Origin of the sequence: [Mycobacterium] manitobense (assembly GCF_025821665.1) — a bacterium.
Taxonomy (GTDB): domain Bacteria; phylum Actinomycetota; class Actinomycetes; order Mycobacteriales; family Mycobacteriaceae; genus Mycobacterium; species Mycobacterium arseniciresistens.
Genome location: NZ_JACKSJ010000016.1, coordinates 51,195 through 68,697 on the forward strand (window position 1 = coordinate 51,195; position 17,503 = coordinate 68,697).

The following is a 17,503-nucleotide window of genomic DNA, read 5'->3' on the forward strand; positions in this document are numbered from 1 at the left end:
ATGCGTTCCATCTGGAAGGGATCGATCGCCTTCGGCCTGGTGAACGTGCCGGTCAAGGTCTACAGCGCGACCGAAGACCACGACATCAAGTTCCACCAGGTCCACGAGAAAGACAACGGCCGCATCCGCTACAAGCGGGTCTGCGAGGTCTGCGGTGAGGTGGTGGAGTTCCGCGACATCGCCAAGGCCTTCGAGTCCGACGACGGCCAGATGGTCATCATCACCGACGAGGACATCGCGACCATGCCCGAGGAGCGCAGCCGCGAGATCGAGGTGCTCGAATTCGTGCCGGCCGCCGACCTCGACCCACTGATGTATGACCGCAGTTACTTCCTGGAGCCCGAGGGCAAGTCATCGAAATCCTATGTGCTGCTGGCGAAGACACTCGCCGAGACGGATCGCGTCGCCATCGTGCACTTCGCGTTGCGCAACAAGACGCGGCTTGCGGCCCTGCGCGTCAAGGACTTCAGCAAGCGCGACGTGATGGTGATCCACACGCTGCTGTGGCCCGACGAGATCCGTGACCCCGACTTCCCGGTGCTCGACAAGGAGGTCGACATCAAGCCGGCCGAGTTGAAGATGGCCGGCCAGGTGGTCGAGTCGATGACCGACGACTTCAATCCCGACCGCTACCACGACGACTACCAGGAGCAGCTACGCGAACTGGTGCAGGCCAAGCTCGAGGGCGGCGAGGCGTTCGCAGTCGAGGAGCAGCCGACCGAGCTCGACGAGACCGAGGACGTGTCCGACCTGTTGGCCAGGCTGGAGGCGAGCGTGAAGGCGCGTCGCGGCGATTCCGGCGGGAAAGCCGACGGCGACGGCGACGGCGACAAGCCGGCCAAGAAGGCCCCCGCGAAGAAAGCCGCGGCGAAGAAGGCACCCGCCAAGAAGGCCGCGAAGAAGGCTCCGGCCAAGAAGGCCGCGGCCAAGAAGTAGGCCCCGCGCCCGCGAGTGTGAAACGTGGGCGGAATTCGGGCCGATTCTCCGCCCACGTTTCACACTCGCGCGGGTCAACGCTGGAGCAGCTGCGCGAGCGCGGCGTCGAACCGGTCGCCGGAAACAACCGACGCCGGGTCGAGTTCCGTTTGGATCAAGAGTCCGTAGAACATCGCCAGTGCCAGCGTCGCGGCGTCATCACCCCCGTCGCCGAACCCGAGGAGCCGCGCGATCGCCGGCCGGGTGCGGGTGAACCCGTCGGCGAGTTGATCGCGAACTACCGTGTCATGGCGCGCCATCGCGACGGCCGCGAAGAAGTTCTGCACCAGCCCGGCGTGGCGCCGTCGGGTCCGCTCGACGACCGCATTGACATCATTCAGCCGCTGGGATCCTTCGGCGGTGCCTAACCCAGACAGGCCTTGCTGCACCTCCTCCAGCCAGCGATCGAGGCCCTCGATCACCGCCGCCGTCACAAGCGCGTCCTTTGAACCGAAGTGATAGCCGATCGACGCCAGATTGGCGCCCGCCTCGTCGGCGACCTCGCGGGCGGTGACGCGATTGAGTGGCAACCGTTCGAGACACCGCATCGCGCCGGCGAGTAGTTGCTCGCGGTTGCTGCGCTGGGGGCTCATCGATCTCCTCCGGTCTTGTCACCAATCTATACAAATGTTTACATTGGTGCATGGCGCTCATCATCGTGTCGGCGATCCTGGCGGCGATACTCGCGGCCTCGGCGGGGATGAAGCTGACGCACCGTCCTGCGGTGGTCGAGAGCTACCGGCGCGCGGGCGTTCCCGAGCGTTGGCTGAACGGACTCGCCGTCCTGCTGTTGATCGCTGCCTGCGCGCTGATCGCCGGACTGTGGTGGCAACCCGCCGGCCTCGCCGCGGGCGGGTTCCTCACGGCGTACTTCGTCGTCGCGACGGCGTTCCACCTCCGCGCCCGCGACACCGGGCGGATCGGCGTGCCCCTGGTTCTCGCCGCGCTCTCACTCGCCGTCGTGAGCGAGCACCTCTAACCGCGCCGTCTTACTAGAACGTGTTCCAGAAATCGCCCACCAAGCGTCCGCGGCCTTGTTACGGTGTCGCCCGGCGACAGAAGTGGAGACGACGTGATCCTTGACAGATTCCGGCTCGACGACCAGGTGGCGGTGGTGACCGGAGCCGGTCGCGGGCTGGGGGCCGCGATGGCGGTGGCATTCGCGGAAGCCGGTGCGGACGTGGTGATCGCGGCCCGCACGCAGTCTCAACTCGAGGAGGTGGCGGAGCAGATCGCCGCGACCGGCCGACGCGCCCACGTCGTCGTCGCGGACCTCGCCCGCCCCGAGTCCACGGCCGAACTCGCACAGGCGGCGGTCGAAGCCTTCGGCACACTAGACATCGTCGTCAACAACGTCGGCGGCACCATGCCCAACGCGCTGCTGAGCACCTCCACCAAGGACATGCGTGACGCGTTCACCTTCAACGTCGCCACCGCCCATGCGCTCACCGCGGCCGCCGCACCGCTGATGCTCGAGCACTCCGGCGGCGGCAGCATCATCAACATCACCTCGACGATGAGCCGGCTGGCCGGCCGTGGCTTCGCCGCGTACGGCACCGCCAAAGCTGCACTCGCGCACTACACCCGCCTGAGCGCTCTGGACCTGTGTCCACGCATCCGCGTCAACGCGATCGCGCCCGGTTCGATACTCACCTCCGCACTCGACATCGTCGCCTCGAACGACGACCTGCGTCAGCCGATGGAGAAGGCCACCCCGATGCGCAGACTCGGCGACCCGCAGGACATCGCCGCGGCCGCGGTGTATCTCGCGTCGCCGGCGGGCAGCTACCTGACCGGCACGACGCTCGAGGTCGACGGCGGCCTCACCTTCCCGAATCTCGACCTGCCCATCCCCGATCTGTGAGGACACATCCATGACCATCAGAGTCGCGCAGATCGGCACCGGCAACGTCGGCGGCCATGCGCTCACCCAACTGATCACCGACCCGCGGTTCGAGCTGGCCGGCGTGTGGGTGTCGTCAGAGGCCAAGGCGGGCAAGGACGCCGCCGAACTGGTCGGGCTGGCCGACGCCACCGGGGTGCTCACCACGAACGACCTCGACGAGATCCTCGCCGCCAAGCCGGATTGCGCGGTCTACACGGCGATGGCCGACAACCGGCTTCCCGAGGCGCTCGAGGACTACCGGCGCATCCTGTCCGCCGGCGTGAACGTCGTCGGCAGCGGCCCGGTGTTCCTCCAATACCCGTGGCAGGTGCTGCCGCCCGAACTCGTCGACCCGATCGAGACGGCCACCCGCGAGGGCGGCTCGAGCCTGTTCGTCAACGGCATCGATCCCGGATTCGCCAACGACCTGCTCCCCCTTGCGCTGGCCGGCACCTGCCAGAGCATCGAGCAGGTGCGCTGCATGGAGATCATCAACTACGACACCTACGACAGCGCCACGGTGATGTTCGATGTGATGGGCTTCGGGAAGGCGCTCGACGACCTGCCGATGCTGCTGCAGCCCGGGGTGCTCAGCCTGGCGTGGGGGTCAGTCGTCCGGCAGCTCGCTGCGGGTATCGGCATCGAACTCGACGAGGTCAACGAGACCTATGAGCGCGTGCCCGCGCCGGATGATTTCGACATCGCCTCCGGCCACATCGCGAAGGGCACCGCCGCGGCGTTGCGGTTCGAGGTGCGGGGCATCAAGAACGGTGAGGTGGCCGTCGTGCTCGAACACGTCACCCGACTGCGCGACGACCTCTGCCCCGAATGGCCACAGCCGGCACAGGAGGGTGGGTCGTACCGCATCGAGATCACCGGCGAGCCGACGTACGCGCTCGACCTCTGTTTGAGCAGCCCGAACGGCGACCACAATCACGCCGGTCTGGTCGCCACCGCCGCCCGGATCGTGAACGCGATACCCGACGTCGTGGCCGCCGTGCCCGGCATCAGGACGACGCTCGACTTGCCTCTCAGTACCTGGAAAACCGCTGTACGCTGACGGAACCCACTCGGGGATCACCGAACAAGAAAGAGCGCGCACATGAGGACCACCCTCCGCTATCTCACACCGCTGCTCGCCGCAGGCGGTGCCGCCGTGGCCATCCTGGCCGCACCAGCCGCGGGTGCCGCGCCCGGCCTTCCGCAGTGCGTCAACACCGGTGGCTCAGCGGCTCTGGGCGGCTCGTCGACCCTGTGCGAGTCACCGGGCAACGCACAGCTCAATGCCACGCCGCCCGTCTATGCCTACCCGTGGTCCGACGAGTACTACGGCCCGGCGATGATGATCGGCGGTTGGTAGCAGCACGAACCATGGCCGACCGGCGGCTTGAACGCCGGCGGTCGGGGTATCGGCGTCGAAGCGATGCGGGTGCCCTGGCTTGACGGCCAGGTTTCGGTTAACCTAACTTTTCTATTCGCATTGCCGGATAGAGAAGGGGTTCGTGGGTGCTGCGAGACACCGCCACGCCGCTGAAGCCGGGATTCCTGCTGCTCGGCCCGGCCTTCGTGGCCGCGATCGCCTACGTCGACCCCGGCAACGTCGCCGCCAACGTCAGCGCGGGCGCGCAGTACGGCTTCCTGCTGGTCTGGGTGATCCTGCTCGCCAACGTGATGGCGGGCCTTGTGCAGTACCTGTCGGCGAAACTCGGACTCGTCACCGGCCGGACGCTGCCCGAGGCGGTCGCCGACAACACCCGCACCCCGACCCGCATCGCATACTGGCTGCAGGCAGAACTCGTCGCGATGGCCACCGATCTCGCCGAGGTGGTCGGCGGTGCGATCGCTCTCTACCTGTTGTTCGACCTGCCGCTGCTGGTGGGCGGCGTGATCACCGGTGTGGTGTCACTGCTGCTGCTGGCGGTGCAGAATCGCCGCGGTCAGCAGGTGTTCGAACGGGTCATCAGCGGTCTGTTGCTCGTCATCGCGATCGGATTCCTCACCAGCCTTTTCGTCGAGGCACCCGCGGCGAGTGACGTTGTGGGCGGCCTGATTCCACGGTTCGACGGCGCGGAGAGCGTGCTGCTGGCCACCGCGATGCTGGGCGCGACGGTGATGCCGCACGCGGTGTACCTGCACTCCGGTCTGGCCCGCGACCGGCACGGCCGCCCGGACGCCGGCGCACCGCGCCGCCGGATGCTGCGCATCACCCGTGTGGACGTCGCGCTGGCGATGCTCGTCGCGGGCGCGGTCAACCTCGCCATGCTGCTGGTCGCGGCCACCAACCTGCAGGGCATGGAGAACACCGACTCGATCGAGGGCGCCTATGCCGCCGTGCAGAACTCGCTCGGCCAGACGGTCGCGCTGTTCTTCGCGGTCGGCCTGCTCGCCTCCGGGCTGGCATCGTCGTCGGTCGGCGCCTACGCGGGCGCCATGATCATGCAGGGCCTGCTGCGCCGCTCCTATCCCCTGCTGCTGCGCCGTCTGGTCACCCTCGTCCCGGCGCTCGCCATCCTGGCGATCGGCATCGATCCCAGCCGCGCCCTGGTGGTGTCGCAGGTCGTGCTGTCGTTCGGCATCCCGTTCGCGCTGATCCCGTTGATTCGCCTGACCGCGGACCGGACGCTGATGGGCGACGACGCCAACCACCGGGTGACCACCACACTCGGGTGGCTGGTCGCCGTGCTGATCAGCGTGCTCAACGTGGTGCTGATCTACCTGACCGTCCGAGGCTGACCTCAGGGCTTCCTGGCGAGCTGGTACTGCACATTTGCGGGCATCGACGGGCGTCCCACCTCGGACGGCGGTCGGCGTTCCTCGCGGTAAAGTCGTGAATCAGTGCTCATCCACACCACTGTCAGAGGCTGATGCGTCCCGCTCACACCTACTTCGCGTACGGGTCCAACCTGTGCGTGCGGCAGATGGCGCAGCGATGCCCGGGCGCCGTCGACCCGCGGCCGGCGATGCTGGCCGACCACGACTGGCTGATCAACGAACGCGGCGTGGCCACGGTCGAACCGTTCGACGGCTCACAGGTGCACGGAGTGCTGTGGCGGCTCACCGACCACGACCTGGCCACGCTCGACAGCGCCGAGGGCGTCCCCGTGCGCTACCGCCGCGACCGGATGACGGTGCACACCGATGACGGGCCGGCCGACGCGTGGGTGTACATCGACCACCGGGTCGAACCGGGCCCGCCGCGGCCCGGCTATCTCGAGCGCATCATCGACGGCGCCGAGCATCACGGGCTGCCGCACCGCTGGGTCGAATTCCTCCGCCGGTGGGATCCGGCGCACTGGCCTAACCGTTCGGGTACTACGAACGACGAAGGCCCGCAAACGCTTTCCGAGCTGCTCGCCGACCGCGCCGTCGTCGAGGACAGCACGCTGCGATCGCGCTTCGGGTTCCTCGCCATCCACGGCGGCGGTCTTGAGCAGATGACCGACGTCATCGCCGAGCGCGCCGCCGACGCCGCAGGCGCGTCGGTGTACGTGGTGCGCCACCCCGACCACTACCCGCACCACCTGCCGTCCGCGCGCTACCTCGCCGCACAGTCCCCGCGCCTCGCCGAGTTCCTCGACCACGTCGAGGTCGCGGTGTCGCTGCACGGATACGGCCGCATCGGCCGCAGCACCCAGTTGCTGGCCGGCGGGCGCAACCGCGCGCTGGCCGACCATCTGGCCGAGCACGTCGAGGTGCCCGGCTACCAGGTCGTCACCGACCTCGACGCAATTCCGCGGGAGCTGCGGGGGCTGCACCCGGACAACCCGGTCAACAGGGTGCGCGCGGGCGGTGCCCAGCTCGAACTGACACCGCGGGTGCGGGGCCTGAGCCCCCGCAGCCCGCTGCCGGGCGACGACGGCCTGTCCCCGGCGACGTCGGCCCTGGTGCAGGGGCTGGTCGCGGCCGCACGGAGCTGGCAGCCACCCGCTCCGTAGCGGCGACGGGGATCACATCCACGCCCGCGGCCATCCGTGCGCGCGGCGACTCCGAATACCGGGTGTGGAAAGTTCATGCATCGCGCAGGCCCCTGCGCTGTACCGGACCCGGGTGACGCATCTGCGCCGTTCACCGGTGCACCACTACTTCGAGAACAGTGGTTACTCCTGGTACGTCGACGTCGACGACCTGCCGCGGCTGCCGCGCTGGCTGCGGCCGTTCGCGCGGTTCGAGGCCGAGGACCATTTCACCGGCGGCCCCAACGAGTCACTGCGGCACCGCATCGACAGGTTCCTGGCCGAGCGCGACATCGACCTGCGCGGCGGCCGCATCACCGCGCTGCTGCAGGCCCGGGTGCTCGGCTACGTGTACAACCCGCTGTCGCTGTACTGGTGCCACGACGCCGACGGCACCCTGCGCCACGTCATCGCCGAGGTGCACAACACCCACGGTGAGCGGCACGCCTACCTGCTGCCGCCGTCGGGCGAGCAGCCCGTCATGGTGCGCAAGCGGATCTACGCCTCGGCCTTCAACGGGGTCGACGGCTACTACCTGGTGCGCGCACCGCGGCCGGCCGAGGCCGTCGACGTGTCGATCTCCCTGCACCGCGACCAGCACCCGGCATTCGTGGCCACCCTGCGCGGCACGCGGCGATCCGCAGGCCCGGCCCAGGTGCTGTGGATGCAGCTGACGGCGCCCGCGGCGCCGCTGATGGGCCGCTGGAGCATGAAGGTGCAGGGCGCCCTGCTGTGGCTGCGGCGGGTGCCGGTGGTGCCGCGCCATGCCGAAGGATGCCCGGTGACGCATGAAACCGATTCGCCCGCAACGCCTCTGATCGCACGCGAGTCCAGATCGCAATTATTATGACGTTGCTGCTGTGTCCGGTTAGGCTACCGCTCGTGACCACCGACCTCGACGATTTGCTGCGTCGGGTCGCACAGCGGGACGCCGACGCGTTCGCCACGTTCTACGACCAGACCCGCTCCCGCGTGTTCGGCATGGTCACCCGAGTGCTGCGCGACCCCGGTTACAGCGAAGAGACCACGCAGGACGTCTACCTGCAGGTCTGGCGGTCGGCCGGTAACTACGACCCGACCGCCGGCTCTCCCCTGGCGTGGCTGCTCACCCTCGCGCACCGCCGCGCCGTCGACCGGGTGCGCTCCGAGCAGGCGGGCTCCGTGCGCGAATCGCGCTACGGCGCGGCCACCGTCGAGCCGCCCGTCGACCACGTCGCCGAGGCCGCGATCAACCACGACGAGCGCCGCCGGGTGACCGCCTGCCTGGACTCGCTCACCGAGGTGCAGCGCGAGGCGATCCAGCTGGCCTACTACGACGGGATGACCTACGTCCAGGTCTCCGAGCGGCTGTCGGCGAACCTGGCCACCATCAAGTCACGGATGCGTGATGCCATCCGCGGACTGCGTCGCTGCCTGGGGGTCTCATGACCGGGCCGGTGGAAGACGACCTGATCGAGCTCGCGACTCCGTATGCGCTGCACGCGATTCCCGAGTCCGACCTCGACGACATCGAGCGGCGCCTTGCCGACGCCCCGGCAGAGGTGGTGCGCGCCTTCGACGACGAGGTGCGCGCCGTGCGGGAGACCATGGCGATCCTCTCGGCAGGCACGGCGGTCGACCCGCCGGATCAGCTGCGCGACCGCGTGCTCGGCGTCGTCGCCGACGACCCGGTACGCCAACTGCGGCCGAGGCGGTGGCAGAAGGCGGTGCTCGCCGCGGCCGCGGTGCTCGTGGTCGGACTCGGCGCGCTCGGGGTGGGCTACGCACTGCGGCCCGCGCCCACGCCGTCCACCGCCGAGCAGGTGTTCGCCGCGCCGGACGTGCGCACGGTGTCGGGTCCGATCCCGACCGGCGGCACGGCGACATTGGTGTTCTCGCGGGACCGCAACGCCGGCGTGCTGGTGATGAACAACGTCGCGCCGCCCGAACAGGGCACGGTGTACCAGATGTGGCTGGTCGGGTCGGAGGGCGCGGAGTCGGCGGGCACCATGGACGCCAAGGCCGTGGCCCCGTCCACCACCGCGGTGCTGCCCGATCTCGGGGACTCGAACGCGCTGGCCTTCACGGTGGAACCGGGCTCGGGCTCACAGGCGCCGACCACACCTGTGTTCGCCGAACTGCCGCTGGTCTAACAGCCCGACAGCGTCGCCGTCGCCGCCTCGTCGATGACGTCGGCCACCTCGTGGCGCCGCTGCCACGCGGCCCGCTGGCGCATGGCGCCGTTGCCCTGCTCGGCGATGCGGTCGAGTTCGGCCCGCACCAGCTCCTCGTCGCCGACGGCACGCAGTGCGGGCGTGATCCGGTCGACGAAGGCCCGCAGCAGGTCGACGGCGGGCGCCGGTGAGTGGGCGTCGAACAGGTCGACGGCCTGCCCGTCGAGGCCGTCGCGTGCCGACTTCCAGTACGCCGCGGCCAGGGCGTGCGGGGAGATGCGGGGCAGGCCGGCGCCGCTGCGCTCGTCGTCGAGTGCCGTCATCACCGCACCGCGGGTCAGCGCGGCCAGCAGGACCGTCTCGGCGACGGTGGCGGGCACGTCGGACACCCGCACCTCGACGGTCGGGAAGTTCGCCGATGGCCGGACGTCCCAATAGACCATGCCGTCGTCGAGCATCGCGCCGGCGTTCTGCATCATCTGCACCACCGCGTCGTACTCGTCGACCGACTCGAAGTGTGGGGGCGGGCCGGCGCTGGGCCACCGCGACCACAGCACCTGTCGCCAGCTCGCGTGCCCGCTGTCGGCGTTGCGGTAGATCGCCGAGTTGGCGGTCAGGGCGAGCAGCAGCGGCAGCCACGGCCGCAGCCGGTTGCTCACCCGGACCGCCGCCTCGCGGGTGGGCACCGCGACGTGCACGTGGCAGCCGCAGATGCCCTGTTCGTGGGCGATCATCCCGAAGGTGTCGGCAATCCTGCGGTAGCGCGGCGAGTCGGTGATCGGGAAGTGGTGCGGCACGGTGGGCGGCAGACCGACGGCGAGCAGCCGGGCGCCCGCGGCGTCGGCGGCGCGTCCGGCGATCCGCCGTAGCCGGGTCAGCTGCTCGTGCAGTTCGGCGGTGCTGCCCGCCACGTCGGTGGCTGTCTCGACCTGGCAGGAGGTCAGCTCGAGCTGGAGGTCGACGCCGTCGGCGGCGGCGAGTTCGGCGACGCGGCGGTTGTGCGGCACCGGTTCGCCCGAGTCCGGGTCGATGAGGAGGAACTCCTCCTCGACGCCCACGGTGGGATGGCTGGACATCGGGCCTGCAGACTCTCTCGAAATATTGATCCGGCCCGCCGGGGTACTCACAACGGGCCGGATCTGGTGGTGGTTCGTAGGGGTCCGCACCGCGGTGAGGCGAACCGTGCGGATCATTTGTGCCCACTTCCCGCGAGGGTCAAACATCGAAATCGGGCGACCTCCTACGATCGACTGATGCCGCGGGATCTTCGGTTCGGACTCGGTCTGCACGCCGCCCGTTCACTGACGAAAGTGCAGGACACCGCGCGGCGAGCCGAGGAGCTCGGCTTCGACGTACTGCACGTGCCCGACCATCTGGGCGCCCCTGCTCCGTTCCCTGCGCTGATGGCGGCCGCGGCGGCCACCCGAACGCTGCGGCTGGGGACGTTCGTGCTCAACGCCGGCTTCTACCGGCCCGCGCTGCTGGCCCGCGACGTCGCGGCGCTGCACGACCTCAGCGGCGGGCGGTTCGAGGCCGGCCTGGGCACCGGGTACGTGCGGGAGGAGTTCGAGGCCGCCGAGCTGCCGTACCCGAGCGCGGGCGAACGCGTCGACCACCTGGCGCACGTCACCGGATATCTGCGCGAACACCTGCCGAGCGTGCCGATCCTCATCGCCGGCAACGGCGACCGGGTGCTCACCCTGGCTGCCCGCAGGGCCGACATCATCGGGCTGACCGGTGGTGACCGTCCGGCGTCCGGCGACGAGGACCCGCTCGCCGAGCGGATCGCGTTCGTCCGGGCCGCTGCCGGTGACCGGTTCGCCGAGCTGGAACTCAACCTCGCCGTGACGGCGATGCCGGTCGACGGCTCCGGCATGCCCGACCTGTCGATTCCGCGGCACTTCCTGCCCGGGTTGACCGATGAGCAGCTGCTGCGCCATCCCGGCACGCTGGCCGGGTCGACGCGCGACATGGCCGACCGCATCCGCGGCTACCGCGACGACTACGGCGTCTCCTACATCATCGTGCAGGCGCCGCACGCCGACGCGTTCGCGAAGGTGATCGCCGAACTGCGCTAGTACCAGAGGTACAGCCCGCTGAGCACCGCCCACACGGCGACGCAGTAGACCTCGAACACCGTTCGCAGCGCCACCGGTGCACGGCGCAGTTCCATGAAGTCCAGGCCGACGAGCCGCACCTTGACCGCCGCGATGGCGAGCACGACGACGGCGACGGCCGAGCCGGTGCCGTGCTCGGCGCCGACCGCCCACGAGACGACGGTGGCGGCGATCAGCAGCAGCCACGTCACGCCCGCGCGGTTGCGGATCAGCTGCAGCACGGATGGACCCGTCATGACACCAGGTACAGCAGGGCGAACAGGAAGATCCACAGCAGGTCGACCAGATGCCAGAAGCACGCGCCGCCCTCGACGAGCGCCATCCGGTTGCCGCTCAATTCGGGCCTGCGTGTCTGCGTCCACACGAAGGTCAGCGCGAGCAGGCCGAGGCCGACGTGGAACAGGTGCAGGCCGGTGAGGATGAAGTAGTAGAGGTAGAAATCGCCCGCCCCGGCGCCGTGGCCGGCGGAGACCAGCGCGGTGTACTCGTAGACCTTCAGGCCGGCGAACAGGAGGCCGCAGCCGATCGCTGCGGTGACGGCGGAGGTGGCGATCGAGCGGGCGCCGGTGCGGACGGCGCCGAGGGCGACCACCACGCAGAGCGAACTGGTGAGCAGCACCAGCGTGTTGAGCAGCCCGACGCCGATGTGCAGCGTCGCGCGTGCGGCGTCGAAGGCCTCGGGAGTCCGGCCACGGGCCACCATGAAGGTGACGAAGAAGACGCCGAACACCAGCATGTCGCCGAACAGGAAGACCCAGGTGCCTGCCTCGCCGGGAATGCGGCGGGCGTCGGTGTCCGCGGGCGCGGCGGCCGTGGCGGTCACGGCACGGGCACCGGGGATTCGGCGGCCTGCTGGGCCGAGATCGAGCGCAGCATGACCACGGTGGTCGCCACGATCCAGATCACCAGCACCAGGCCGGGCAGATAGAAGGCGAACACGCCGTTCCAGGCCAGCGGGCCGTCGTTGAACACAACGACGACACACCCCGGCAGCGACAGGGTGGCCACCCACAGGTTGAGGTAGCCGTACCAGCGCGGGAAGGTCGGCGGGTCGGCCCTGTCGATGAAGGACGCCACCGCCAGCGTGATGTTCTGCACGACGATGGTGCCGACGATGCCGATGAACCACAGCCAGAACAGGTCGTTGAGTGCCCGGGTGATCTCGGGTGGGCGGTCCTCGGGCCGAAATGCGGCCGCCGCCAACATCATCAGCGGGAAGATCAGTGCGGGTACGAAGATGGTCGCCGCGAACACCTGGGTGACCGAGAGCATGCCCCAGCCGCCTTCGGCGCGGCGGATGCGCAGCACCAGTGCGGCGAGGAACGGCAGCGCGAGGACGGCGGTGAGCAGGGCGCCCGCGACGCCGAACCGGATCCACAGCTTGTGGTCGACGAAGAACTGCGCGATGTCCTCGGCCGACGCCGTCGGGGAGAGCGGCGGGAAGAGCCGCGCCAGTCCGGAGAAGCAGGTGCCGTACAGCAGGATCATCACTGTTCCCGACCAGGCGCCGACGCGTTGCATCCTCAGCTCCACGTCGGCAGGCTACCGGCCGATGGCGAACGTTTTGACAATTTTGCCGAAACTCCCGCGTGGCGAGCGGACGGCGCGGGGGCGGTAAACTCTCACGCGGTCCCCGCCCCCGTAGCTCAGGGGATAGAGCACGGCTCTCCTAAAGCCGGTGTCGCATGTTCGAATCATGCCGGGGGCACTCATCCGGTGATCGGTCGTTGTTGGGATCGGTAGCCATGCGAACGGTGTCGGATGGCGGCAACGACGAAGCCGCTGGGGCGACGCCTGAGCGCGAGGATCCGCATCGACATGACGACCCCGACACGTTTGGCCATCGCGGCGGCGACCGTCGCACTGGCGGCGATCAGCGCGATCCCGGCGACGGCGCACGCCGAGGAGCGCCGGGCGAACTTCACCACGCCGTCGGGAAACATCCGCTGCGTGCTCGACCGAGACAGCGGCGCGAGCCCGTACGTCGTCTGTCAGCTGGAGGACGTCGACTACGTAGTGCCGCCGGGAGTCGCGCACGACGCTGCCGGGAAGCCGTGCCCGTCGAACACCGGCTCCGGCAATGACGTCATGCTCGTGCAGGGTGAACCCGGTTACGTCCGTTGCTCGTTCGCGTCGATCGGCACCGGCGTTCCCGAGTGGCCCACGCTGGAATACGGCGACACGATGGTTTTCGGTGCGATCACCTGCGACAGCGAATCGTCGGCGCTCACATGCACCGACACCAGCAGCGGTCACTTCTTCCGGGTGTCGCGGCTGGCCTACGAGGTCGGCTGACTGGCCCGGGCGCTTCGTTGACTTTGCGCTCAGCGCACGATCCTCTCGCAGATCGACGCCCTGAGCGCAAAGTCAACGAGAGGGTCAGCGTGCCGGCGCGGACAGCGACGCCTTGGCGCCGCGCGTCATCTCGTCGCCCAGGATCTCGTTGTCGCCGGCGAGCACACCGTCGAGGGCCAGCTTGGCGATCACACCCGGGTCGCTCTTCTGGTCGGCCGGTATGTAGCTCACCATGTCGGTGTCCATGTAGCCCACGTGCAGTGCGGCGACGTGGATACCCTTCGGAGCGAGCTCCGTTCGCACCGCATCGGTCATCGCCCAGGCGGCGGCCTTCGCGGAGGAATAGGCGCCGCTGGTCGGCGGGTGCAGCCAGGACAGCACCGACAGCACGTTGAGGATCGCTCCCCCGCCGTTGCGTTCGACGACCGGGGCGAAGGCGCGGATCACCTGCAGGGTGCCGAAGTAGTGAGTCTCCATCTCCAGGCGGATGTCCTCGATCGACCCGTCGAGCACGGACGCGCGCGTGGACACACCGGCGTTGTTCACCAACAGGTTCACGTCGGTGGCGAATCCCGCGGCACGGCGGATCGATTCGGGATCGGTGATGTCCAGCTGCACGGGTACGACGCCCGGCAGGTCAACGGTGTCGGGATTGCGCGCTCCCGCGTAGACCTTCGCGCCGCGGGCGACGAGTTCGGCGGCGAACCGCCGGCCGAGTCCACGGTTGGCGCCCGTCACCAGTGCGACGATGTTCTCGGTGTTCATGATGTGCCTCCATCTGATCCGGCAATGTGGTTGTGGATGTTCACGGCTGTTGATGACAAGCCGCGCGACGGCCCGACTAATCCGGGAACCGCCGAAGATTGCAGCTAGCGGGAATCGTGCCGCCGGTCAGCGACCGGGCAGGCGCTCGGTGATCTCCTGCAGCACCCAGCCGTTGCCGTCCGGGTCCTGGAACGTCGCGAACGAGCTGTAGCTGCGGCGCTCCGGATCCGGCCCCGGCACGCGCCCCGTCCCGCCGGCCTGATTGAAGACTCCGGTGGTGTCGTGAAAGACCTCGCTCACCTCGACGCCGCGCGCCACCAGCTCGGCGCGGGCGGCCTCGACGTCGGTGACGACCAGGTACAGACCCTGAGTCGAACCGGGCGCACCCGTGCTGACGCCGGTGCCGAAGATGACCGACGTGGGCGACCCGGGCGGCGTCACCTGCACCACCCGATATCCCTCGGCCACAGGGAAATCCGCGTCCAACCGCCAGCCGAGCTTCTGATAGAAATCCCTCGCCCGGTCGACGTCAGACACCGGTAATACGACGACTTCGAGTTTCATGTCCATGACGGCTCCTTTGTCCTGGTTCGAGCCGTGGCGCGGATGTCGCGGTTCGGACGTCTGTTCCGGATTCTGTGACCGGAATGCACGCATGAACGTCGAATGACAGACGACGCATTCCCGGCCGGCGTCCGCCGTCGTAATCTCACCCTGCACCACTCATCCGAACGGGAGCGACACATGACCGGTCCAGCACAGGCCGAACAGATCTCCGTGAGCAGACGATCGCCGGCCTACTGGCGGGTGACGTTCGACAACCCGCCCCTGAACATCTTCGGCCCCGAGACGCTGCCGCAGCTCGACGCCGTCGTCACCGCGCTGGAGGACGACGACGACGTGAAGGTGGTGGTCTTCGACAGTGCCGTCGACGGGTTCTTCCTGACCCACTACAACTTCCTCGCCGACCTCGAGGAGTCGACCAGCTACCCCGCGGGAAGCACCGGGCTGCAGGCACTTCCGGACATGCTCGCCCGGCTGAGCCGCGCGCCGGTGGTGTCCATCGCCGCCATCCGCGGTCGCGCCACCGGGGTGGGCAGTGAGCTCGCGCTGGCCAGCGACATGCGCTTCGCCAGCCGCGAGAAGGCGATCCTGTCGCAGTGGGAGGTGGGAGCCGGGCTGGTGCCCGGTGGCGGGCCGATGGCGCGGTTGCCCCGGCTGATCGGCCGCGGACGAGCGCTGGAGGTGCTGCTCGGCGCCGACGACATCGACGGCGACCTCGCCCAGTTGTACGGCTACGTCAACCGCTGCATGCCTGACGCCGAACTCGACGCGTTCGTCGACGCACTGGCCACCCGGATCGCGTCGTTCGACAAGCAGGCGATCGCCGAGACCAAGCACCTGGTGAACATCAACAGCCTGCCTCCCGACGACGAGATCGCCCCCGAGTGGGACGCCTTCGTCGCCGCTCTCGGCCGTCCCGCAGCGCAGGCCCGGATACAAAAGCTGTTCGAGCGCGGCTTCCACCAACCCGGTGACGTCGAGACCCGCCTCGGCCACCACGTCGGCCGACTCGGCGACGACGACTAGGGCGACCCGGTGAACACCTCCGCCATCGGCGCCGCACGCCACACCTTCGCCGTCGGTGTCGTCGGCGGCCCCACCGTCGTCATCGACTACGGCCGAACGCGATTCGTCACCGACCCGACCTTCGACGACCCGCGCGACTACGGCGCCATGGCCAAGCTGACCCCGCCCTCGGTGCCCGCCGCCGACCTCGGTCCCGTCGACGCCGTGCTGCTCAGCCATGACGACCACAACGACAACCTCGACATCGCCGGCCGGGAGTGGGCCACCACCGCCGTACCCACCATCGTGACCGGGCCCGGCGCCGCCGCCCGCCTCGGAGCGCGTGCACTCGGTCTGGCGACATGGGACACCACCGAACTCGCGCGCGCCGACGGCGACGGGGTCATCACCGTCACCGCCGTGCCTGCCGTGCACGGCCCGCTGGACGGGACGCGGGACGCCTCCGGGCACGTCAACGCCGAAGTCACCGGCTTCGTCCTGCAGGCGACCGGACTGCCGACGGTGTACGTCAGCGGCGACAACGCCTCCCTGGCGCCCGTCGTCCAGATCGCACGGCGATTCGGCGACATCGACGTCGCCGTGCTGTTCGCCGGGGCGTCGCGGCTGCCCACCAAGAACCAGGGCCGACCGCTGACCCTCACCGGTCCGCGGGCAGCGGATGTCGCTGCGGCGCTTGCTGTCCCGCGCGTCGTGATCGCCCACATCGCCGGGTGGTCGATCTACAGCGAGACCATCGCCGACGTGCGGACGGCGTTCGACGAGGCGGGCATCGCCGACCGGCTGGTGCCCGGGGACGCCGGGTCCTGGTCGCTGCTCGACGGTCCGGCGGGTTAGACGGGGGCCGGCCGGCCGCGCGTCCCCCACCATTGGTCTGTGCCCCCTGTCGCGGGGCCGCCGGTGGCCAGCGCCGCGATCACCGCGTTGACGGCGGCTCGTGATTCGTCGCTGCGTGAGACCAGCCACCACGGCCAGTACGGCTGCGGGCGCACCACCGGCCTGCGCACCAGATCCGGCGGCAGCGAGCCGGTGCGATCCTTGGGCGAGTTCAGCACCGGCCGCCGGAGCCGCCGCACGTGCTCGAAGAACGCCGTCCCGGTGATGCCGCCGTCGTCGATGCGAACCGCCTTCGCGCCGGAGTCGCGGGCGAAGCACTCGGCGTAACGGTTCCAGGACGACCAGCTCGCCGCGTCCGCGTCGAGCAGCACCACGATGTCGCGGGCGTCGACCTCCGACGAGTCGGTGCCGGGAGCCACCGCGTACAGCCGGTCGGCCCCGATGATGTCGGCGCGCAGGCCGAGCGCGGCCAGATCGTCCTCGTCGACCCAGCAGATCGCGAGGTCGATGGCCCGCTCGGCGACGCGCGCGGCCTGCGCGTGCGACGGCATCACCCAGGTGTCGACGTGCAGCTGCGCCACGGCGGCGGTGCGTTCGACGAGATCGGCGGGCCGCCAGCTCACGTAGCCGAGCCGGACAGGCTCGGTGTCGGCCAGTTGCACGGCGGCGTGCCGGAGTTCGTCGGCGCGCGCCAGCAGATCGCGCACCTTGGGCAGCAGTTCGGCGCCCGTCGCCGTCAGCGTGACCGAGCGGCGGTCCCGATCGAACAGCTGGACGTGCAGGTCCCGTTCGAGGGCCTTGATCTGCTGGGACAGCGACGGACCGGCGATGCGGAGGCGCTGCGCGGCGCGGCCGAAGTTCAGCTCCTCGGCGACGGCGACGAAGTAGCGAAGTTGACGCAGCTCCACCGGCCGATTCTAAGTGGTGGGAGTCTGC

The 17,503-nt window shown here is 69.4% G+C and carries 22 protein-coding genes and 1 tRNA gene; 15 read left to right on the forward strand and 8 right to left on the reverse strand.

What is annotated here, in order from left to right; translation table 11 throughout:
- Entirely contained in the window at positions 1–936 is a 936-nt protein-coding gene (ku, locus tag H7I41_RS01380; RefSeq protein WP_264010755.1) for a non-homologous end joining protein Ku, read from the forward strand.
- A gap of 74 nt (positions 937–1,010) precedes the next feature.
- On the opposite strand, the gene H7I41_RS01385 is transcribed toward ku, so the two are convergent.
- Positions 1,011–1,568, reverse strand: a complete 558-nt coding sequence (locus H7I41_RS01385; RefSeq protein WP_264010756.1) for a TetR/AcrR family transcriptional regulator — start codon at positions 1,566–1,568, stop codon at positions 1,011–1,013.
- 50 nt (positions 1,569–1,618) lie between these two features.
- Here H7I41_RS01385 and H7I41_RS01390 point away from each other — a divergent pair, with 50 nt between their 5' ends.
- From H7I41_RS01390 to H7I41_RS01430, 9 genes are all read left to right on the forward strand, one after another.
- A complete protein-coding gene (locus H7I41_RS01390) occupies positions 1,619–1,954 on the forward strand; it encodes a DoxX family protein (protein ID WP_264010757.1) in 336 nt (111 codons plus the stop codon).
- A 93-nt stretch (positions 1,955–2,047) separates the two neighbouring features.
- The gene (locus H7I41_RS01395; protein ID WP_264010758.1) at positions 2,048–2,839 is read left to right on the forward strand and encodes an SDR family oxidoreductase; all 792 of its coding nucleotides are present in this window, start codon (positions 2,048–2,050) and stop codon (positions 2,837–2,839) included.
- A 10-nt stretch (positions 2,840–2,849) separates the two neighbouring features.
- Positions 2,850–3,920 (forward strand): NAD(P)H-dependent amine dehydrogenase family protein, encoded by a 1,071-nt coding sequence (locus H7I41_RS01400; RefSeq protein ID WP_264010759.1) that lies wholly within the window; start codon positions 2,850–2,852, stop codon positions 3,918–3,920.
- A 42-nt stretch (positions 3,921–3,962) separates the two neighbouring features.
- Positions 3,963–4,220 carry a hypothetical protein gene (locus tag H7I41_RS01405; RefSeq protein WP_264010760.1) on the forward strand — a complete coding sequence of 86 codons (258 nt, stop codon included), beginning with the start codon at positions 3,963–3,965 and terminating at the stop codon, positions 4,218–4,220.
- A 146-nt stretch (positions 4,221–4,366) separates the two neighbouring features.
- Positions 4,367–5,593 (forward strand): Nramp family divalent metal transporter, encoded by a 1,227-nt coding sequence (locus H7I41_RS01410; protein WP_264010761.1) that lies wholly within the window; start codon positions 4,367–4,369, stop codon positions 5,591–5,593.
- Positions 5,594–5,724: 131 nt separating this feature from the next.
- Positions 5,725–6,795: a poly-gamma-glutamate hydrolase family protein gene (locus H7I41_RS01415; protein WP_264010762.1), complete on the forward strand. Its 1,071-nt coding sequence runs from the start codon at positions 5,725–5,727 to the stop codon at positions 6,793–6,795.
- Positions 6,796–6,874: 79 nt separating this feature from the next.
- Entirely contained in the window at positions 6,875–7,663 is a 789-nt protein-coding gene (locus H7I41_RS01420; protein WP_264010820.1) for a DUF1365 domain-containing protein, read from the forward strand.
- A complete protein-coding gene (locus H7I41_RS01425; protein ID WP_264010763.1) occupies positions 7,660–8,241 on the forward strand; it encodes a sigma-70 family RNA polymerase sigma factor in 582 nt (193 codons plus the stop codon). The genes H7I41_RS01420 and H7I41_RS01425 overlap by 4 nt, the downstream gene beginning before the upstream one ends.
- Positions 8,238–8,945: an anti-sigma factor gene (locus H7I41_RS01430; protein WP_264010764.1), complete on the forward strand. Its 708-nt coding sequence runs from the start codon at positions 8,238–8,240 to the stop codon at positions 8,943–8,945. The genes H7I41_RS01425 and H7I41_RS01430 overlap by 4 nt, the downstream gene beginning before the upstream one ends.
- Here H7I41_RS01430 and H7I41_RS01435 read toward each other — a convergent pair.
- A complete protein-coding gene (locus tag H7I41_RS01435; protein WP_264010765.1) occupies positions 8,942–10,042 on the reverse strand; it encodes a glutamate--cysteine ligase 2 in 1,101 nt (366 codons plus the stop codon). The genes H7I41_RS01430 and H7I41_RS01435 overlap by 4 nt on opposite strands.
- Before the next feature lie 177 nt (positions 10,043–10,219).
- Here H7I41_RS01435 and H7I41_RS01440 point away from each other — a divergent pair, with 177 nt between their 5' ends.
- Complete coding sequence (locus H7I41_RS01440) at positions 10,220–11,044, forward strand: LLM class F420-dependent oxidoreductase (protein ID WP_264010766.1); 825 nt, start codon at positions 10,220–10,222, stop codon at positions 11,042–11,044.
- Here H7I41_RS01440 and H7I41_RS01445 read toward each other — a convergent pair.
- Genes H7I41_RS01445 through H7I41_RS01455 form a run of 3 tightly spaced genes read right to left on the reverse strand, consistent with a single transcriptional unit; the run spans position 11,041 to position 12,616 of the window.
- The gene (locus H7I41_RS01445; RefSeq protein ID WP_264010767.1) at positions 11,041–11,319 is read right to left on the reverse strand and encodes a cytochrome C oxidase subunit IV family protein; all 279 of its coding nucleotides are present in this window, start codon (positions 11,317–11,319) and stop codon (positions 11,041–11,043) included. The two genes, H7I41_RS01440 and H7I41_RS01445, sit on opposite strands and share 4 nt — an antisense overlap.
- Positions 11,316–11,906 (reverse strand): cytochrome c oxidase subunit 3, encoded by a 591-nt coding sequence (locus H7I41_RS01450; protein WP_264010768.1) that lies wholly within the window; start codon positions 11,904–11,906, stop codon positions 11,316–11,318. The genes H7I41_RS01445 and H7I41_RS01450 overlap by 4 nt, the downstream gene beginning before the upstream one ends.
- Positions 11,903–12,616: a hypothetical protein gene (locus H7I41_RS01455; RefSeq protein ID WP_269892674.1), complete on the reverse strand. Its 714-nt coding sequence runs from the start codon at positions 12,614–12,616 to the stop codon at positions 11,903–11,905. The genes H7I41_RS01450 and H7I41_RS01455 overlap by 4 nt, the downstream gene beginning before the upstream one ends.
- 102 nt (positions 12,617–12,718) lie before the next feature.
- Here H7I41_RS01455 and H7I41_RS01460 point away from each other — a divergent pair.
- Positions 12,719–12,791: transfer RNA gene (locus tag H7I41_RS01460), tRNA-Arg, on the forward strand.
- A gap of 53 nt (positions 12,792–12,844) precedes the next feature.
- The gene (locus H7I41_RS01465; protein WP_264010769.1) at positions 12,845–13,378 is read left to right on the forward strand and encodes a hypothetical protein; all 534 of its coding nucleotides are present in this window, start codon (positions 12,845–12,847) and stop codon (positions 13,376–13,378) included.
- Between the two features lie 84 nt (positions 13,379–13,462).
- Here the strand turns inward: H7I41_RS01465 and H7I41_RS01470 are convergent, their stop codons facing one another.
- Positions 13,463–14,143: an SDR family oxidoreductase gene (locus tag H7I41_RS01470; protein ID WP_264010770.1), complete on the reverse strand. Its 681-nt coding sequence runs from the start codon at positions 14,141–14,143 to the stop codon at positions 13,463–13,465.
- Between the two features lie 126 nt (positions 14,144–14,269).
- Entirely contained in the window at positions 14,270–14,713 is a 444-nt protein-coding gene (locus H7I41_RS01475) for a VOC family protein (RefSeq protein ID WP_264010771.1), read from the reverse strand.
- 174 nt (positions 14,714–14,887) lie between these two features.
- Between H7I41_RS01475 and H7I41_RS01480 the strand changes: the two genes are divergently transcribed.
- Together H7I41_RS01480 and H7I41_RS01485 are read left to right on the forward strand one after the other, a co-directional pair.
- Positions 14,888–15,733 (forward strand): enoyl-CoA hydratase/isomerase family protein, encoded by an 846-nt coding sequence (locus tag H7I41_RS01480; RefSeq protein WP_264010772.1) that lies wholly within the window; start codon positions 14,888–14,890, stop codon positions 15,731–15,733.
- Positions 15,734–15,742: 9 nt separating this feature from the next.
- Positions 15,743–16,567 (forward strand): MBL fold metallo-hydrolase, encoded by an 825-nt coding sequence (locus H7I41_RS01485; RefSeq protein WP_264010773.1) that lies wholly within the window; start codon positions 15,743–15,745, stop codon positions 16,565–16,567.
- Here H7I41_RS01485 and H7I41_RS01490 read toward each other — a convergent pair.
- Complete coding sequence (locus tag H7I41_RS01490) at positions 16,564–17,475, reverse strand: LysR family transcriptional regulator (RefSeq protein ID WP_264010774.1); 912 nt, start codon at positions 17,473–17,475, stop codon at positions 16,564–16,566. The genes H7I41_RS01485 and H7I41_RS01490 overlap by 4 nt on opposite strands.
- Positions 17,476–17,503: the final 28 nt, after the last annotated feature.

Bases quoted from the DNA above. Each gene is read 5' to 3' on its own strand.
- H7I41_RS01430 (WP_264010764.1), top strand. From the start codon at position 8,238: ATGACCGGGCCGGTGGAAGACGACCTGATCGAGCTCGCGACTCCGTAT.
- H7I41_RS01390 (WP_264010757.1), top strand. From the start codon at position 1,619: ATGGCGCTCATCATCGTGTCGGCGATCCTGGCGGCGATACTCGCGGCC.
- H7I41_RS01385 (WP_264010756.1), bottom strand. From the start codon at position 1,568: ATGAGCCCCCAGCGCAGCAACCGCGAGCAACTACTCGCCGGCGCGATG.
- H7I41_RS01400 (WP_264010759.1), top strand. From the start codon at position 2,850: ATGACCATCAGAGTCGCGCAGATCGGCACCGGCAACGTCGGCGGCCAT.
- H7I41_RS01405 (WP_264010760.1), top strand. From the start codon at position 3,963: ATGAGGACCACCCTCCGCTATCTCACACCGCTGCTCGCCGCAGGCGGT.
- H7I41_RS01440 (WP_264010766.1), top strand. From the start codon at position 10,220: ATGCCGCGGGATCTTCGGTTCGGACTCGGTCTGCACGCCGCCCGTTCA.
- ku (WP_264010755.1), top strand. From the start codon at position 1: ATGCGTTCCATCTGGAAGGGATCGATCGCCTTCGGCCTGGTGAACGTG.
- H7I41_RS01435 (WP_264010765.1), bottom strand. From the start codon at position 10,042: ATGTCCAGCCATCCCACCGTGGGCGTCGAGGAGGAGTTCCTCCTCATC.
- H7I41_RS01425 (WP_264010763.1), top strand. From the start codon at position 7,660: ATGACGTTGCTGCTGTGTCCGGTTAGGCTACCGCTCGTGACCACCGAC.
- H7I41_RS01470 (WP_264010770.1), bottom strand. From the start codon at position 14,143: ATGAACACCGAGAACATCGTCGCACTGGTGACGGGCGCCAACCGTGGA.
- H7I41_RS01480 (WP_264010772.1), top strand. From the start codon at position 14,888: ATGACCGGTCCAGCACAGGCCGAACAGATCTCCGTGAGCAGACGATCG.
- H7I41_RS01465 (WP_264010769.1), top strand. From the start codon at position 12,845: ATGGCGGCAACGACGAAGCCGCTGGGGCGACGCCTGAGCGCGAGGATC.
- H7I41_RS01445 (WP_264010767.1), bottom strand. From the start codon at position 11,319: ATGACGGGTCCATCCGTGCTGCAGCTGATCCGCAACCGCGCGGGCGTG.
- H7I41_RS01475 (WP_264010771.1), bottom strand. From the start codon at position 14,713: ATGGACATGAAACTCGAAGTCGTCGTATTACCGGTGTCTGACGTCGAC.
- H7I41_RS01415 (WP_264010762.1), top strand. From the start codon at position 5,725: ATGCGTCCCGCTCACACCTACTTCGCGTACGGGTCCAACCTGTGCGTG.